Origin of the sequence: Pseudomonas canadensis (genome assembly GCF_000503215.1) — a bacterium.
Lineage (GTDB): Bacteria > Pseudomonadota > Gammaproteobacteria > Pseudomonadales > Pseudomonadaceae > Aquipseudomonas > Aquipseudomonas canadensis.
In genome coordinates, this window is record NZ_AYTD01000017.1 from 610222 (window position 1) to 625287 (window position 15066).

At 62.5% G+C, this 15066-nt stretch carries 10 protein-coding genes; 7 read left to right on the forward strand and 3 right to left on the reverse strand.

Annotated features, from left to right (window positions below; all coding sequences use genetic code 11):
* The first annotated feature begins 1 nt into the window (after window position 1).
* From U367_RS0121575 to U367_RS0121590, 4 genes are read left to right on the forward strand one after another with little or no spacing between them, the layout of a single operon-like run.
* Window positions 2–1300 (forward strand): phosphatase PAP2/dual specificity phosphatase family protein, encoded by a 1299-nt coding sequence (locus U367_RS0121575; RefSeq protein WP_028618568.1) that lies wholly within the window; start codon window positions 2–4, stop codon window positions 1298–1300.
* Window positions 1290–1733, forward strand: a complete 444-nt coding sequence (locus U367_RS0121580; protein ID WP_028618569.1) for a hypothetical protein — start codon at window positions 1290–1292, stop codon at window positions 1731–1733. The genes U367_RS0121575 and U367_RS0121580 overlap by 11 nt, the downstream gene beginning before the upstream one ends.
* Window positions 1734–1742: 9 nt before the next feature.
* Window positions 1743–2363, forward strand: a complete 621-nt coding sequence (locus tag U367_RS0121585) for a lysophospholipid acyltransferase family protein (RefSeq protein ID WP_028618570.1) — start codon at window positions 1743–1745, stop codon at window positions 2361–2363.
* Between the two features lies 1 nt (window position 2364).
* Window positions 2365–3297 (forward strand): phosphatidate cytidylyltransferase, encoded by a 933-nt coding sequence (locus tag U367_RS0121590; RefSeq protein ID WP_010207670.1) that lies wholly within the window; start codon window positions 2365–2367, stop codon window positions 3295–3297.
* A gap of 97 nt (window positions 3298–3394) precedes the next feature.
* Here the strand turns inward: U367_RS0121590 and U367_RS0121595 are convergent, their stop codons facing one another.
* Window positions 3395–3868: an Lrp/AsnC family transcriptional regulator gene (locus U367_RS0121595; RefSeq protein WP_025854407.1), complete on the reverse strand. Its 474-nt coding sequence runs from the start codon at window positions 3866–3868 to the stop codon at window positions 3395–3397.
* A gap of 135 nt (window positions 3869–4003) precedes the next feature.
* On the opposite strand from U367_RS0121595, the gene U367_RS0121600 reads away from it, so the two are divergent.
* The 3 genes from U367_RS0121600 (at window position 4004) to pbpC (ending at window position 12790) form a co-directional block, all read left to right on the forward strand.
* The gene (locus tag U367_RS0121600; RefSeq protein WP_028618571.1) at window positions 4004–4633 is read left to right on the forward strand and encodes a LysE family translocator; all 630 of its coding nucleotides are present in this window, start codon (window positions 4004–4006) and stop codon (window positions 4631–4633) included.
* Window positions 4634–4710: 77 nt separating this feature from the next.
* On the forward strand, window positions 4711–10509 hold the full coding sequence (locus U367_RS0121605; protein WP_028618572.1) for an MG2 domain-containing protein: 5799 nt from the start codon (window positions 4711–4713) through the stop codon (window positions 10507–10509).
* A complete protein-coding gene (pbpC, locus tag U367_RS0121610) occupies window positions 10490–12790 on the forward strand; it encodes a penicillin-binding protein 1C (protein ID WP_028618573.1) in 2301 nt (766 codons plus the stop codon). The genes U367_RS0121605 and pbpC overlap by 20 nt, the downstream gene beginning before the upstream one ends.
* On the opposite strand, the gene U367_RS0121615 is transcribed toward pbpC, so the two are convergent.
* Window positions 12787–13164 carry a hypothetical protein gene (locus tag U367_RS0121615; protein WP_028618574.1) on the reverse strand — a complete coding sequence of 126 codons (378 nt, stop codon included), beginning with the start codon at window positions 13162–13164 and terminating at the stop codon, window positions 12787–12789. The genes pbpC and U367_RS0121615 overlap by 4 nt on opposite strands.
* 60 nt (window positions 13165–13224) lie before the next feature.
* A complete protein-coding gene (gene glmS / locus U367_RS0121620; protein WP_028618575.1) occupies window positions 13225–15057 on the reverse strand; it encodes a glutamine--fructose-6-phosphate transaminase (isomerizing) in 1833 nt (610 codons plus the stop codon).
* Window positions 15058–15066: the final 9 nt, after the last annotated feature.

Here is a 15066-nt window from a genome sequence, read left to right on the forward strand (position 1 = left end):
CATGCGCGAACCCGGCTTATTGAAACCTGCGTTCCTGTGGCTACTGCTGTTGGCGCCGCTGTTTTTTAGCACCTATGGCTTTGCCACCTGGGTCACCAGCCAGCGCAGCGACGTCGGCACGCTGGTGTTCGATTGGGAAACCCATATGCCGTTCTGGGCCTGGACCATCGTGCCCTATTGGTCCATCGACCTGCTCTACGGGTTTTCCCTGTTGCTGCCCAACACCCGGCATGAGTTGAAGCAACATGCGCTGCGTTTGCTGAGCGCCCAGGTGATCGCCGTGAGCTGCTTCCTGATCTGGCCGCTGCGCTTCACCTTCGAGCGGCCGGAGCTGGACGGCGTGTTTGGCTGGCTGTTTGCGGTGCTGGCGGGGTTCGACAAGCCGTTCAACCAGGCGCCGTCCCTGCATATCGCGTTGCTGGTGATCCTGTGGGTCATGTACCAACGCCATACCCAGGGAATCTGGCGTTGGCTGGTGCATGGCTGGTTCGCGTTGATCGGCATTTCGGTGCTGACCACTTATCAACATCACTTTATCGACTTACCCACAGGCGCCCTCGCCGGTTGGCTGTGTGTGTGGTTGTGGCCGGTGGAACATCCGAGCCCACTGTTGAATGCACGGCTCACGCGGGACCCCAAGCGCTGGCGGTTGGGTGTGCGCTATGGCGTTGGGGCCTTGCTGGTGGCGATTCTCGCGTTTGTACTGGGCGGTGGCTGGTTGTGGATACTTTGGCCTGCGGTTTCCCTCGCCTTGATCAAGGCCAATTACTTCGTGCTCGGCGCTGCGGGCTTCCAGAAACGCGCTGACGGACAACTGACGCCCGCCGCGCGTTGGCTTTATGCACCCTATCTGGCCGCCGCCTGGGTCAACTCGCGCCTGTGGACACGCAAGCATCCACAACCCGACCTGATTGTGGATAACGTCTGGCTTGGGCGTATTCCTACAACGAGCGAGCAAGAACCCTTCAAGGCCATCGTCGATCTCTGTGCCGAATTGCCGATTAATCCACAGGGCCGCGCTTACCAATTGATTCCCGTGCTGGACCTGATTGCCCCGAGCCCCACCGAATGCCTGCAAGCCGCGCAAGCCATCGAGCACTTGCGCGCAAGTGGCCCATTGCTGGTGTGCTGCGCTCTCGGCTACTCGCGCAGCGCCACCGCCGTCGCGGCCTGGCTACTGCACACCGGGCGCGCCGCGACGATAGAGGATGCGCTGACTATCATTCGTACAGCGCGGGCCGATGTGGTCCTGCACCCCGCACACCGTGAAGCTTTGGAGGGTTTACCCCATGCCCGCTGATATGGAACTGCAGGTTGTCGCCAGCTTGCTGCGTCGTGGTCGCTCGCTGGATCAGTTATCCACAGGCCTGACCCTGGTTGGCGTCGCGTTCGGCCTGGCTCAACTGCTGATGGCGAGTATTGCGCCGATCTGCCTGCTGCTGAGCCTGTGGATGATTATCCTCGGGCTGCTGCAAAAATACTGGGCGCTGCGCGTGGCCTTCGACGCCGACCTGTTCACCCTGCTGGCCCGCGACATCGACCGCACCCCGGACCTCGACCAGGCCTTGCAGACTCTTGGCCTGCAATCGGCCAAGCGCATTGGCCGGCCCTGGACCGAGCGCCGTCGTGGCGCGCTCAAACTGTTGCGCAAACAAGCCTGGCTGCTGGGCGCGCAAGCGCTGCTGACCCTGGGCGTGATCCTCGCCAGCCCTTGGCTGCCTTTCGCCGGATAAGGAATCCCCATGTTCGAACCCGTGGTCGCCACGTTGATTACCTCCATGGCCCGCACCGTCACCGGTGCCCGCAGCCTGTGGCTGGGGTGCGCGCCGGTGCCGGTGCAACGCATCTACTTCGCCAACCACAGCAGCCACGGCGACTTCGTGTTGCTGTGGGCCTCGCTGCCGCAGAACCTGCGCAAATTCACGCGCCCGGTCGCCGGCAGCGATTACTGGACTAAAAGCGCCTTGCGCCGCTACATCATCAACCGCGTGTTCAACGGCGTGCTGATCGACCGCGAACGCAAGGACCCTGTGGATAACCCTTTGCAACCCATGCTCAACGCTCTGGAAGGCGGTGATTCGCTGATCATCTTCCCCGAAGGCACACGCAACCTTGAAGACGGCCTGCTGCCGTTCAAAAGTGGCTTGTATCACCTGGCGAAAAGTTACCCACAGGCCGAATTGGTCCCGGTGTGGATCGCCAATCTCAACCGGGTCATGCCCAAGGGCCGCGTCCTGCCGCTGCCCCTGCTGTGCACCACCAGCTTCGGCGCGCCGCTGCAACTGGAAGAAGGCGAAGACAAAACTGCCTTTCTCACCCGCACCCGCGATGCCCTGCTCGCCCTTGCCCCGGAGCATGTCTGACATGGATAGCCAAACCCTGATGCTGTTCGGCGGCATCGGCGCCATCCTGGTGCTCGCCTCGCTGATCGGCCTGATCCTCAAGCTGCGCACCCGTGGCAGCCCAAATGCCGTCATCGACAACCTCAACGCCCGCATCAACGCCTGGTGGGTGATGGTGGTGGTGATCGGCATTGCCTTCTGGCTCGGCACTGGCGCGGTGATCCTGCTGTTCTACGCGGTATCGTTCTACGCCCTGCGCGAATTCCTCACCCTCACACCTACCCGCCGCAGCGACTACCCGGCGCTGGTTGCCGCGTTCTACCTGGCGCTGCCGCTGCAATACCTGCTGATCTACTCGGACTGGTACGGGCTGTTCTCGATTTTCATCCCGGTGTACGTGTTCCTGCTACTGCCGATCCTCGCCTCCCTGGGTGGCGACAGCACGCACTTCCTGGAACGCGCGTCGAAAGTGCAGTGGGGCTTGATGATCGCAGTGTTCTGCGTGTCCTTCGTGCCGGCATTGCTGACGTTGGACATCCCCGGCTACGAAGGCCGCAACCTGCTGCTGATTGCCTACCTGGTGATCGTGGTGCAACTGTCGGACGTATTGCAGTACGTGTGTGGGAAGTTGTTCGGCAAGCACAAGATCGCGCCGAACCTGTCACCGTCGAAAACCGTGGAAGGCTTTGTCGGCGGCATCCTGTTGTCGTCCCTGATCGGCGCGGCACTGTGGTGGACCACTCCGTTCAACCCGTGGCAGTCGTTCTTGATTGCGCTGCTGATCAACCTGCTCGGGTTTGCCGGCGGCATCGTGATGTCGGCGATCAAACGTGATCGGGGCGTGAAGGACTGGGGCCATATGATCGAAGGGCACGGTGGGATGCTGGATCGGTTGGATTCGGTGTGCTTCGCCGCGCCCATCTTCTTCCACCTCGTGCGCTACTGGTGGACCTGAACAAGCCCCCTGTAGGAGACGGCTTGCCGGCGATGGCGACCCTGAACGTTCATAAAATTCACGGGCCTCATCGCCGGCAAGCTGGCTCCTACAGCCATTAGCCTGGCAAATGCCCCAGCGGCAATGCGCCTGGGGTTTTCACGGTCTGGATCGCGAAGTTGCTGCGGATATCCCTCACGCCCGGCAGCTTCAGCAAACTACCAGTGACGAACCGCTCATAGCCGCGCAAATCCGGAACCACCACCTGCAACAGAAAGTCCGACTCCCCCGACACCAGGAACGCCGAGATCACTTCCGGCAGCGCCGTCACTGCCTCGCGAAAGGCGTTGGCCTCGGTATCGTTATGCCGCTCCACCTTCACGCCCACGAACACCATCATCCCCAGGCCCACTTCATCGCGATCCAGTGTGGCCTGGTAGCCGCGAATCACACCGGCTTCTTCCAGCAACCGCACGCGTCGCAGGCAGGGTGAAGCAGACAGCCCGATCTCGTCCGCCAACTGCACATTGCTCAGGCGGCCGTCGCGTTGCAGGGCTTCGAGAATCTTGCGGTCAAAAGCATCGAGTTTCAGATTTGGCATAAGTGGATGGCTTACAGAGCAATAAGTGGCAGATAGTGCCAAGAATAGACGCTTTTCTGACTGACTACGCAAGCACCTGTCCCGCCCTTCGGCCCTAGAATTGGCAGACACACAAGGGGGTGGAACATGGCGGAACTCTGGTTGTTTCTGGTGGCTCTTTCGGTGGCGTATCTGCTGCCAGGGCCGGACATGATCCTGCTGCTGCAGACCGGCGCGCGCCAAGGCAAAGCCTTGGCGCTGACCACCGCGATTGGCCTGGGACTGGCCCGCGCCTGCCATGTGGCCCTGGCAGGCATGGGCTTGGCGACCTTGTTCAAAGTGGCACCCTGGACCTTTGATGTGGTGCGGCTGGGTGGCGCGGCCTATCTGTTGTGGCTGGGCGTGCAGTGCCTGCGGGCAAATAGTCTGCCGACGCTCGATACGGCCAACGCCACCCTGAAAACCCACGCCTGGCGTGCCGCACTGCAACGCGGCTTGCTGACCAATCTGCTCAATCCCAAGGCGCTGCTGTTCTGCTCGGTGCTGCTGCCGCAATTCATCGACCCGCAAGCTGGCCCAGTGGCGGCGCAATTCGCGTTGCTGGGCGTGATCCTGGTCGCGGTCGGTTTCGCCTTCGACTGTTGCTACGCCCTGGCCGGCGCGTGCATCGGCCAGTGGCTGGCACGCAATCGCTCGGCGCAGCGTGTGCAGCAGTGGCTATTCGGCAGTCTTTTGATCGGTTTTGCGGTGCGCCTCACTTTTGTGCAACACGCCTAGCAGTGCGGCGTATCGGCGTCATCTTTTGTATCAAAGACGCGTGTAAGATACGCCGCACTTAGCCAGGGATGCTCACCATGTTCGATTCGTTCAAAGCGATCAGCCGCCGTATTGTCGGTGCGTTATTGACTGTGGTGGGGGCCATCTTTGGCCAATGGCATCCGCCGTTCTGGCTGCGCGCCACCGGCCGTGGACTGGCGAACCTGGGCAGCAAGGCGCGCGCTTATCCGCGTCAAACCGGTGCCGGCTTAGTGGGCCTGGTGTTGCTGGCCGCCGCTGGTTTCTACGGCTGGCACTGGTATTCCAACCTGCCACAGCCGCATACCGCGAGCTACTCGCTGCATAAACCCAACCTCACCGACTACACCCAGCAAACCCCGGTTGTGGATAACTTGCAGGTGCGTTTCGGTGAATCCGTGGCTCCGTTGTCGGCCATCGGCAAACCGGTCACCGAAGGCATCACCCTCAAACCTGCGGTGGCGGGCACCTGGCGCTGGGCGGATGACCGCAGCCTGTTGTTCGTGCCGGAAAAAGACTGGCCCATCGACGCCCATTACACCTTGGATATGGCGAAGAAAAACCTGTTGGCGGATGGCGTGTTGCTGGACCAATACAGCACGCAGTTTTCCACCCAACCGTTCCGCGCCACCCTGGCGCAAAACGAGCTGTATCAGGACCCGTCCAACCCGACACTGAAACAGTTGGTGGCGACCTTCCATTTTTCCCACCCGGTGGATGAAGACAACCTACGCAAGCGCGTCACGGTAACCCTCGGCAAAGGCCTGGCTTACCGCGACGCCCAGTTGCCCAACCGCCCGGAAATCACCTTCGACGAGAAAAAACTCAACGCCTACGTGCGCTCCGCCGCCCTGGCCACGCCACTGGAAAGCACGCCAGTCAGCGCCAAGCTCGACGAAGGCATCAAGGCCCGCGATGGTGGCAACGCCAGCACCGCGCCGCTGGTGTCGGAAGTCACCGTGCCCGGGCGCTATCGCCTGACCTTTACCGGCGCCGAAGTGAGTTTTGTCGACAACGAACGTGGTGAGCCGGAACCCGTGCTGATGTTCAGCAGCTCCAGCGCCGTGGCTGACGAAACCATCGCCGGCAAGGTCCAGGCCTGGCTGTTACCGGAAAAAGCCCAGGACGACACGCGCCCCTACAGCAGCAACGAGATCGACGACGCCCTGCTCGCCCGCAGCACCAAGCTCAACCTGACCCACGTGCCCAGCGTCGAGCCGCTGAACACCCTGCATGCCTTCAAATTCAAGGCCCCAGCCGGTCGGGCCGTGTATGTGCGCGTACCTGCCAACCTAGAAGCCATCGGCGGCTACCTGGCGAAGAATCCTACGCCGTCGCTGATCAGCATGCCGGCTTACCCACGCACCCTGCAGTTCCTGTCTGACGGCGCCTTGCTCAGCCTCAACGGCGAAAAACGCCTGGGCTTCATGGCCCGCGGTGTGCCTGGCGCCCATGTGGAAATCGCTCGCCTGCTGCCCAACCAATTGCAACACCTGGTGGACCAAAGCAGCGGCAGCTTTGCCCGGCCGAACTTCGGCAACGAATACTTCGATCGCATGGTCGAGCGTCAATCGCTGGATATCCCGCTGTCATCCAATGACCCGGCGAAAACCGTCTACGACAACGTGGATCTCAGCCACTACCTCACCGCCAACGGCGGGCGGCGCGGCATTTTCGTGCTCAAGCAGAGCCCGCAGGATGATCCGGCCCAGCGCACCTTCGAGTACGACCGCAGCAGCACCAGCGACCTGCGTTTTATCGTGGTGACGGACCTGGGCATCATCGCCAAGCGCTCCAGCGATGGCAGCCATGACGTGTATGTGCAGTCCATCGGCAATGGTTCGCCGGTGTCCGATGCACAAGTCGACATCATTGGGCGTAACGGTCTGCCGGTGAGCAGTGGCCGCACCGACGCCGAAGGTCACGCGCACTTCGCCAAGCTGGATGAGTTGCGCCGTGAGAAAACGCCGCTGATGTATGTCGTCACTCGCGGCAATGACCAGTCATTTTTGCCGATCGCCCGTCAGTCCCAGCAACTGGATCTGTCGCGCTTCGATGTAGGCGGTTTGGAAGAAGACGGTGCGATTGATCGCCTCAGCGCCTACCTGTTTACCGACCGCGGCCTGTACCGTCCGGGCGAAACCGCGCACTTGGGCATGATCGTGCGCAGCGGCAACTGGAAAGGCGCCCTGCTGGGCCTGCCGGTGGAACTGCAAATCACCGACCCCCGTGGCCTGGAAGTGATTCGCCAACCGTTGAAGCTGTCCGCCAGCGGTTTTGAAAGTTTTGATTTCCCCAGCAGCGAAGTCGCCCCCGCCGGGGAATACACCGCGACCTTGCAGTTGATCGGCCAGAAGCAGACCCGCACCGACCTGGGCAGCGTGAGCTTCAAGGTCCGTGACTTCGAACCGGACCGCATGAAGGTCAGCCTGAGCCTGCACGACACGCCGGTGCAGGGCTGGATCCCACCGGATCAGGTGGTCGCCAAGGTCACCGCGATGCATCTGTTTGGCGCCCCGGCGTCCGGCCGTCGTGTGACCGCCAAAATGTCCCTGAGCCCAACACTCGCTGCGTTTGATCGTTACCCGGATTACCGTTTCCGTCTCAACGACTCCCTGGAAGACGCCACCACTGAAGACCTGGCCGAAACCACCGTCGACGATAACGGCCAGGCCGTGCTCGACCTCAACCTGCAACGCTTCGCCAACAGCACCTATCGCCTGCAGGTGATGAGCCAGGTGTTCGAAGCCGAAGGCGGGCGCAATGTGGCGGCGCAAAGTGCCTTGCTGGTGTCGTCCGCACCCTACCTTGTGGGTGTGAAAAGTCAGGACTCGCTGTCGTACGTCGCCAAGGATGCGCCGCGCCAAGTGCAATGGCTGGCCGTCGCGCCGGACCTTTCGCCCCAGGCGGTGGACGGCCTGACTACAGAGGTGGTCGAGCACCGTTATGTGTCGGTGCTGGTGAAACAATCCAACGGCACCTACAAGTACGAGTCGCGCATCAAGAACATCAGCCAGCCGGCCTCACCGCTGCTGATGACCAAGGAGGGCGCCAAGCAGGCCTTGAACACCGGCACACCGGGCGATTTCACCGTGCAACTCAAGGACGCCAACGGCAATCTGCTCAACCAGATCGACTACAGCGTGGCCGGGCGTGGCAACACTTCGCGCTCCCTGGAACGCAATGCCGAGTTGCAACTGCGCCTGGATAAACGCAGCTACGCCACCGGTGATGAAATCGCCATCAGCATCCGCGCGCCGTATACCGGCGCCGGCTTGATCACCATCGAGCGGGACAAGGTCTACACCCAGCAATGGTTCAAGGCCGACAGCACCAACAGCGTGCAACATATCCGCGTGCCTGATGGGCTTGAAGGCAATGCCTACGTCAACGTGCAGTTTGTGCGCGATATGGGTTCGGCCGAGGTGTACATGAGCCCTCTGTCCTATGGCGTGGTGCCCTTCAGCATCAACCTGGATGCGCGGCGCATGGCGCTGGCGGTTGAAGGCCCGGCGAAGATCGAGCCGGGGCAGATGCTCGACATCAAGGTCAACGCCGACCGCCCAGGCCGCGCGGTGGTGTACGCGGTGGACGAAGGCATCCTGCAAGTGGCGCGCTACCAGACGCCGGACCCGCTGGGCTTTTTCTTCCAGAAACGTGCGCTGGAAGTCGGCACCAGTCAGATCCTTGACCTGATCCTGCCGGAGTTCAGCCGTCTGCTCAGTGGGGCAGCGCCCGGTGGCGATACGGAAGGCGCCCTGGCCAATCACCTCAACCCGTTCAAGCGTAAACACCAGCCGCCCGTGGCTTGGTGGTCTGGACTGGTCGACCTGCCAGCTGGCGAAACCGTGCTGCATTACCAGGTGCCGGACAGCTTCAACGGCAAGCTTCACCTGTTTGCAGTGGCGGTAGACAGCGACAGCGTGGGCGTCAGCGAAGCCAATACCGAAGTCCGCGGTCCGATCGTGATCACGCCAAACGTGCCGGCGTTTGTGGCGCCGGGGGATGTGTTCAACGTCAGCGCCGGGGTGTTCAGCAACCTCGACGCGGCGGCAGAGGTGAAGTTTGAACTGCAGACCAGCGATGGCCTGAAGGTACAGGGCGACAAGGGCAGCACCTTGTCCCTGCAACCGCGCAAGGAAGGCACCGCCGAGTTCAAGATCAAGGTCGGTGAAACCCTGGGGTCGGCGGACCTGCGTTTTGTCGCAGTGCTGCCGGACGGCAAACGTATCCAGGTGGCCGAAACCACTTCGATCCGCCCACTGAGCGAACATCGCGTCGCCCTGAGCCTGGGTCGCTTTGAGAGCGCCAGCAAAGAGCTCAAGCCGACCCGCGAGCTGTTCAGCCAATTGCGCGACGTACAGTTGGGTGTGGCGGCCTCGCCACTGGTATGGGCCAACGGCCTCAAGCATTACCTGGACGACTACGGCTACGCCTGCACCGAGCAACTGGTGTCCAAGGCTATGCCGGCGTTGATCTGGGGCGGCAACGCACCTGAAGCCGAACAGGTCTTCGGCAGTGCGGTGCGCATGCTGCGCCAGCGCCAGAACCAGGCCGGGGGCTTCGGCTTGTGGGCCGCCAACCCGGACGTAGCGCCGTACGCCAGCCTGTACGCCACCGACTTCTTGATCGAAGCCAAGGAGCGCGGCTTGCCGGTGCCGGAAGACCTGTTGGTGCGCTCGAATGCGTATCTGACCGACCTGGCCAATGGCCCCAGCGAAGGCCTGTCGGAATTGCGCAACCGCGCCTACGCCAGTTACCTGCTAAGCCGTCAGGGGATTCTGGTAAGCGGCGCCTTGAGCGATATCCGCGAGCGCTACGAGGGCTACTTCAAGGATAGCTGGCAGGACGACTTGGGCGCCGCTTACCTGGCGGCCAGCTACAAGCTGCTCAAGCAGGATCGCCAGGCTGACACACTGTTCCGCAAAATCCCCTGGCGTTCGCTTGTGGATAAGTGGGACAGCGACGGTTTGTACTACGACCCGATGGTGCACGACGCCGAACACCTGCACCTGCTGGCCCGACATTTCCCAGAACTGATGGACGCTGTGCCTACAGCGCTGCTGGATAAACTCGGTAAGCGCCTCAACGAGCAGCGCTACAACTCGCTGTCGGCGGCCCTGTTGCTGCGCGCCCTGGACAACTATGGCCAGCGTGCGCAAAGCGACATGACCCTTAAGGCCACCGCCTGGCTGGGGGACAAGCAGCAGCAATTGCTGGAGATGGCCGGCCAGCCACCCCGCGCCGCCGTGCCGGGCGCTACGCAGAAGCTGGTGATGGAAAAATCCGACGGCCCGGCAGCGTTCTTCATGCTCAGCGAAGCCGGTTTCGACAAGGGCGCCAAGCTCAAGCCGATCAACAATGGCCTGGAAATCATCCACGAATACCTCGACCTCAAGGGCGAGCCGGTGAGCAAGGTCGCGGTAGGCGATGAGTTCCTGGTGCGCCTGCGTCTGCGCGCGACCGACCGTGACCAGGTGCAGCAAGTGGCCGTGGTCGACCTGCTGCCGGGTGGCGTCGAGCCTGTGTATAACTTGCCGCCGGAGCCAGAAGCCGCGAGCAGCGAGGAAGGCGAAGAGTCCGAGTACGTGGAAGAGGACAGCCAGGAAGAAGAAAGCTGGCAAGCCCCCATCGGCGAAACCGAGCTGAGCAACTGGCAGCCGGAGTACGTCGATGTGCGCGATGATCGAGTGGTGCTGTACGGTACCGCGCTGCGCGATGTAGGCACTTTCGTCTACCGCGTGCGCGCTACCAACGCGGGCACCTTCAATACGCCACCGGCCTACGCCGAGGGCATGTACGAAACCACCCTGCAAGGGCGCGGCAAAGTAGGCCAGCTTGAAATTACCAAGCCTTAAGCGCCTGACACTGCCGCTGTTCGCAGCGGCGGTGGTCCTGGTGGGGCTGCGGGTGTGGCCCCATGCTCCGCTGGAAAAGGCCGTGACCTCATCGCGGGTGGTGTTGGCCGATGACGGCGCGCTGCTGCGCATGACCTTGGCGGATGACGGGCAATACCGTCTTTGGCTACCGTTGGAGCGGATTTCTCCTTCATTGGTCGAAGCCTTGCTGCTCAAGGAAGACCGCAATTTCTACTGGCACCCGGGGATCAATCCCCCGGCGTTGCTTCGCGCGGCCATGGCCACCTACAGCGGTGGCCAGCGCCAGGGCGGCTCGACCTTGAGCATGCAATTGGCACGGCGCCTGTGGGACTTGAACACCCGCCAGGTGCCGGGCAAGTTGCAACAGATGGCCTTGGCACTGTGGCTGGAGGCGCGCTACAGCAAGCACGACATCCTTGAGGCCTATCTGAACCTGGCGCCCATGGGGGGCAATATCGAAGGTGCCGAAGCGGCCAGCCGTATCTACTTCGGCAAGTCGGCGGCGCAGCTGTCATTGTCCGAAGCCCTGGCGCTGGCGGTGATCCCGCAACAGCCAGGGCGGCGGGCGCGCTTCGGGCCGTCGCTGCAAAACGCCCGGCTGCGCTTGATGAACGACTGGCGCGAGACTTATCCACAGGACCCGCGTAACGACAGTTTGCTGGAGTTGCCCCTCGAAGCACGCGACCGCCAGCACATTCCGTTCCTGGCGCCGCATTTGAGTGAGCAACTGCTGGCATCCCAGCCCGGCACTGAGCTGAACAGCACCCTCAACCTGCCGCTGCAACAATTGCTCGAACGCCTGATTACCGGCTTTATCGCCGAACGGCGCAGTACAGGTGTGGAAAACGCCACGGCGATCTTGATCGACAGTCGCGACCAGAGCGTCAAGGCATTGGTCGGGTCGGCGGATTACTTATCCACAAGCCTTCACGGCCAGGTCAATGGCGTGCTGTCGCGGCGCTCGCCAGGGTCGACACTCAAGCCGTTCCTGTACGGGCTGGCGCTGGACCAAGGGGTGATCCACCCCATGAGCATCCTCAAGGACCTGCCGAGTAACTTCGGCTACTTCCAACCGGAAAATTTCGACGGCAGTTTTGTCGGGCCACTGACAGCGCGGGATGCGCTGATCCGTAGTCGCAACATCCCGGCGGTGTGGCTCGCCAGCCAGGTCAAGTCACCCTCTTTGTATGGACTGTTGCAACGCGCCGGGATCAAAGGCCTGCGAGACGAAAGCCATTACGGCCTGGCCCTGGCCCTCGGTGGGGGTGAAATGACCCCGGAAGAGCTGGCGCGGCTGTATGTGATGCTGGCCGGTGATGGGCATCTGCGGCCGTTGCGCTATTTGCAGGAACAGCCCCGGACCACCGGCGCCCAACTGCTGACGCCCCAGGCAGCGTTCATGGTGCGCGACATGCTGCGTCGTAACCCACGCCCGGATGGCCTGCCTGGACGTCACTGGCGCACCGCCTGGAAAACCGGCACCTCCTGGGGTTTTCACGATGCGTGGAGTGCAGGACTGGTCGGCCCCTACGTGCTGGTGGTGTGGGTGGGCAACTTCGATGGTCGTCCAAACCCAGCCTTCATCGGGGCCAAGACCGCCGCGCCGTTGTTCTTCCGCATCGCCGACGCCCTGCCTTTGGCCTTGCCCAACGTGGTGATCAAAGCCGACAAACCGCCCGCCGGATTAGTGCGCATTGATGTCTGCGCCGCGTCCGGCGAGTTGCCCAACCGCTGGTGCCCGCAAACCCGCAAGACCTGGTACATCCCAGGCGTATCGCCGATTCGCGTGTCGAACCTGCACCGCCCGGTGCTGATCGACACCCGCACCGGCAAGGCCGCCTGCCCGCCGTTTGACGCGCAATACACCCGCGAAGAAGTCTTCGAATTCTGGCCGAGCGACGTGCAACGCCTGTACCGCGCCGCCGGCCTGCCGCGACGTACCCCGCCAACCGTGATGAAAAACTGCCAGCCCAACCGCCTCAGCGACCAGAGCGAAGCCCCGCAGATCCGCTCGCCACTGACCCAGGTGAGCTATCAACTGCGCCTTTCCCAGCCCCAGGAAAGCATCCCGCTGAATGCCAACGCCGCCAGCGATGCAACGACGCTGTACTGGTTTGCCGATCAAACCCTGATCGGCCAGGGGCCACCGCAAACCACGTTGAATTGGCGGCCGGGCAAGTCGGGGGAGTATCGGTTGCGGGTCAGTGATGATCAGGGGCGCAGTGCGAGCCGGGGGTTGCGGGTGGAGTTTGTGCCTTAGGAGTGGTTGTCGCACTCAGCAAGCTCAACGTAGCTTGACTCCCCGCCTCCCGTCGCCCCCGACAACCAACCCCAGACAAAACTCAGCGTGGTAACCCCGGCAACATCCAAACCGACCGTGCCACGCGACCAACCGGACAGCAGCTCACCGTCCAAGGTCAGGCACTGAAACAGCAATTCGATAGTGTCCGGGCCTGTCACTCGTCCCACTTGCGTGCCCAGGCGAATGCGCCCGCCTTGGTAAGTGCTGGAGATGGCATCACCCTCGACAAGGTAATGAAACACCGTGCCCGAGCCGGAAAGCCCCTGGGCATTGTTGGCGACGGTGAAGCGACGGTTGTTCAAGCGTTGGTGAAGCTGGGAGGGGGTTTGCATTGAGGGCGCGTCCTTTCGCGGGAGCCTGGAGACCCGGGCGGGCCTCCAGGGTGTGGCGGATTACTCCACGGTCACCGACTTCGCCAGGTTACGCGGCTGGTCGACGTCAGTACCCTTGAGCACGGCGACGTAGTACGAGAGCAACTGCAGCGGGATGGTGTAGAGGATCGGCGACAGGGTGTCGTTGATGTGCGGCATGTTGATGACGTGGGTGCCTTCACCGTTGGTCATGCCGGCTTTTTCGTCGGCGAACACCACCAGTTGGCCGCCACGGGCGCGGACTTCCTGCAGGTTGGACTTGAGCTTCTCCAGCAGTTCGTTGTTCGGCGCCACGGTAACCACCGGCATGTCGTCATCCACCAGGGCCAATGGGCCATGCTTGAGTTCACCGGCCGGGTAGGCTTCGGCGTGGATGTATGAGATTTCCTTGAGCTTGAGCGAACCCTCCATCGCCACCGGGTATTGCGCTCCACGGCCGAGGAACAGGGTGTGGTTCTTGTCGGCGAACAGCTCGGCGACTTTTTCCACGGTGCTGTCCATGGCCAGGGCTTCGCCCAGACGGGTCGGCAGGCGGCGCAATTCTTCGACCAGCGTGGCTTCAACGCCTTCGGCCAGGGTGCCGCGCACTTGACCCAGGGACAGGGTCAGCAGCAACAGACCCACCAGCTGGGTGGTGAAGGCTTTGGTGGACGCCACGCCAATTTCACGACCGGCCTGGGTCAGCAGGGTCAGGTCGGACTCACGCACCAGGGAGCTGATGCTGACGTTGCAGATCGCCAGGCTGGCCAGGAAGCCCAGCTCCTTGGCATTGCGCAGGGCGGCCAGGGTGTCGGCGGTTTCGCCGGACTGGGAGATGGTCACGAACAGGGTGTCGGGCTGCACCACCACCTTGCGGTAGCGGAATTCGCTGGCGACTTCGACCTGGCACGGGATGCCGGCCAGTTCTTCCAGCCAGTAACGCGCAACCATGCCAGCGTGGTAGCTGGTGCCACAGGCAACGATCTGCACGTTGCGTACTCGGGCGAACAGCTCGGCGGCTTGTGGGCCGAAGGCATTGACCAGCACTTGGTTCTGGCTCAGGCGACCTTCCAGGGTGCGTTGCACCACCGCTGGCTGCTCGTGGATTTCCTTGAGCATGAAGTGGCGGTATTCACCTTTGTCGGCCGCTTCGGCGCCGTCGCGGTATTGCACGGCTTCGCGCTCGACGGATTGACCGTTAACGTCCCAGATCGCCACGCTTTCACGACGGATGTCAGCAATATCGCCTTCTTCCAGGTACATGAAGCGGTCGGTGACCTGGCGCAGGGCCAGTTGGTCTGAGGCGAGGAAGTTTTCGCCCAGGCCCAGGCCGATCACCAGCGGGCTGCCACTGCGAGCAGCGACTACGCGGTCCGGTTGGCTGGCACTGACCACGGCTAGGCCGTAGGCGCCGTGAAGCTCTTTGACAGTGGCCTTGAGGGCAACGGTCAGGTCGCCCAGGTCCTTGAGTTTATGGTTGAGCAGGTGGGCGATGACTTCAGTGTCGGTGTCCGAAGTGAACACGTAGCCCAGACCCTTGAGTTGTTCACGCAGCACTTCGTGGTTTTCGATAATGCCGTTGTGCACCACGGCCAGGTCGCCCGAAAAGTGCGGGTGGGCGTTGCGTTCGCAGGGCGCACCGTGAGTCGCCCAACGGGTGTGGGCAATACCCAGGCGGCCAACCAGCGGCTCGCCGGCCAGGGCCTGCTCCAACTCGCTGACCTTGCCCGGACGGCGCATGCGCTCCAGCTTGCCGGCGTTGGTGAAGACCGCCACACCAGCGCTGTCATAGCCGCGGTATTCCAGGCGCTTGAGGCCTTCGAGCAGGATCGGGGTGATGTTGCGTTCAGCGACTGCGCCTACGATGCCACACATGATGTTTCT

Bases quoted from the DNA above. Each gene is read 5' to 3' on its own strand.
- U367_RS0121575 (WP_028618568.1), top strand. From the start codon at position 2: ATGCGCGAACCCGGCTTATTGAAACCTGCGTTCCTGTGGCTACTGCTG.
- U367_RS0121580 (WP_028618569.1), top strand. From the start codon at position 1,290: ATGCCCGCTGATATGGAACTGCAGGTTGTCGCCAGCTTGCTGCGTCGT.
- U367_RS0121585 (WP_028618570.1), top strand. From the start codon at position 1,743: ATGTTCGAACCCGTGGTCGCCACGTTGATTACCTCCATGGCCCGCACC.
- U367_RS0121590 (WP_010207670.1), top strand. From the start codon at position 2,365: ATGGATAGCCAAACCCTGATGCTGTTCGGCGGCATCGGCGCCATCCTG.
- U367_RS0121600 (WP_028618571.1), top strand. From the start codon at position 4,004: ATGGCGGAACTCTGGTTGTTTCTGGTGGCTCTTTCGGTGGCGTATCTG.
- U367_RS0121605 (WP_028618572.1), top strand. From the start codon at position 4,711: ATGTTCGATTCGTTCAAAGCGATCAGCCGCCGTATTGTCGGTGCGTTA.
- U367_RS0121615 (WP_028618574.1), bottom strand. From the start codon at position 13,164: ATGCAAACCCCCTCCCAGCTTCACCAACGCTTGAACAACCGTCGCTTC.
- glmS (WP_028618575.1), bottom strand. From the start codon at position 15,057: ATGTGTGGCATCGTAGGCGCAGTCGCTGAACGCAACATCACCCCGATC.